Below are 1,972 nucleotides of genomic sequence, written 5' to 3' on the forward strand. Positions count from 1 at the left end.
GCGGTGGTGCTCGTCCTCGCCGCGGTCGCACCGCTCGTCTCGGCGCCGTACGTCAACTTCGACCGTTCCATGGTTCTCGTGTACGTCGTGGTCGGACTCGGCCTGAATCTGCTGACAGGCAACACCGATCAGATTCTGGATCGCGAAGACCTGTTCCTGTTCGACCAGTGAGCGGACGTTGCCGACGGTGCGTGCAGGGTCGTATCCGTCGTCCATCGCGATGTACTCGATCTTGCGGGTCTTCCCGTCACCCATGGTGACCCCGCCCGCGGCGTTGATCTCGTCGAACAGCGCGGTTGCGGCGACCGCTTGAGGTCCCGCGACGGACTGCATGAGGCTTGTTCCGAAGCGGATCTCGGTGTCGGTGATTCCGGGATCGCAGTCACCCGCCGAAGTGGCGGTGTCCCGGCCGGAACAGGCTGCCAGGGCGGCGGTGGTGCACAGGGCAGTAAGGCCCACGGCAAGAGTACGTTTCATGGTCGCTCCGTGTGTCGAGAGGTGGGCAGGGCAGGACAGAAGTGTGGCTCGGGGCGGCGGGCCGGACTGGGAGGCTTGTGCTAGACGAGTGTTCGGGTGGCGAAGCGCTCGCGAAGATCGCGCTTGAGGATCTTGCCGCTGACGTTCTTCGGGAGGGCGTCGACGAATTCGACGCGCCGCGGCACCTGGAATCCGCCGAGGTGCTCTCGGCACGTCGCGATGATCTCGTCCGCGGTAGCGGTGGAGCCGGAGCGCAGAGCAACAATGGCGCAGACGATTTCGCCCCACGTCTCGTCCTTGACGCCGATCGCGGCCGCCTCGGCCACCGCCGGATGACTGTACAGGGCCTGTTCCACCGTGAGAGAAGCGATGTTCTCGCCACCACTGATGATCAGGTCCTTCTTGCGGTCCACGATGTAGACGAATCCTTCGGCGTCCCGTCGCACCAGATCACCGGTGTGGAACCAGCCGTCGGTGAACGCGGCGTCCGTCGCGTCGGTGTCGTTCCAGTAGCCGGCCATCACCTGGTCGCCACGGACGACCATCTCGCCGATCTCTCCGACCGGAACGTCCCGAAGCTCGTCGTCCACGATTCGAATATCCGCCAAACGCATCGGCTTTCCGGCTGCCGCAAGGAGGTTGGACTCCCCGTTCGCGGCGCGCCGATGCGCCTGCTGGTCGAGGTGCAGCACATTTCCGGCCAGCTCGGTCATGCCCATACCCTGATAGAAGTCACAACCGAGGCGGTCGAGTCCCTCCCGCAGTACGGGAGCGGGAATCGCCGACGAACCGTACCCGATCGCCTCCAGCGTGCCGAGGTCGTGCGCGTCGAGCGCCGGATCCTGCAGCAGGAAGTTGATCATCGTGGGCGCCAGGCCGGTCTGGGTGACCTTCCACTGCTGGACCAGCCGGAGGAAGGTGGCGTTGTCGTAGGCGCGGATGATCCCGACCGTGGCACCCATCAGGTGGTTCAGGAGCGTCACGTAACCGCCGACGTGGCAGAGCGGGAAGCAGAACAGGAAGACGGTGTCTTCCGGCAGCGCCCACTGGAGGGCCGAGGAGGTTATGCCGGTGAGGAGGTTGCGGTGGCTGAGCATCACACCCTTCGGCACCCCGGTCGTGCCGCTGGTGTAGACGATCCATGCGATGTCGTCAGGACGCGGACGCACCTTCGGTTCCGTCGCGGGCGCGCCGGCGACGAACGCGTCCCATGACAAGAACGCCGCATCGGCGTCGGCGTCGCCGATCACGACGACGGTATGCACCGACGTGATCCGGTCGCGGATACTCGCGACCATCTCGGCGAAGTCCTCGGAGATTACGAGGACCGCGGCGCCCGAGTGCTCGACGAGCGCCGCGATCTGCTCGGGATGCAGCCGGAAGTTCAGGATCGTCAACGCCATGCCCGCCATGGGCACGCCGTAGTAGCAGTCGAAGTACTCGGTGCGGTTCGTGGAGAGGATCGCGACGCGGTCGCCGGGGTCCGCGACGCCGA

General features: G+C 65.7%; 2 protein-coding genes. Both read right to left on the reverse strand.

Going from position 1 to position 1,972, the window contains the following annotated elements; all coding sequences use genetic code 11:
* Window positions 1-477 (reverse strand): ABC transporter substrate-binding protein (locus AIIKEEIJ_RS14105; RefSeq protein WP_161995914.1); only part of this gene is annotated, 477 nt, incomplete at its 3' end.
* A gap of 80 nt (window positions 478-557) precedes the next feature.
* A partial coding sequence (locus AIIKEEIJ_RS14110) for an AMP-binding protein (protein WP_161995915.1) occupies window positions 558-1,972 on the reverse strand: 1,415 nt, incomplete at its 5' end.

This window comes from Rhodococcus sp. YH1 (genome assembly GCF_009939605.1).
Lineage (GTDB): Bacteria > Actinomycetota > Actinomycetes > Mycobacteriales > Mycobacteriaceae > Rhodococcus > Rhodococcus aetherivorans.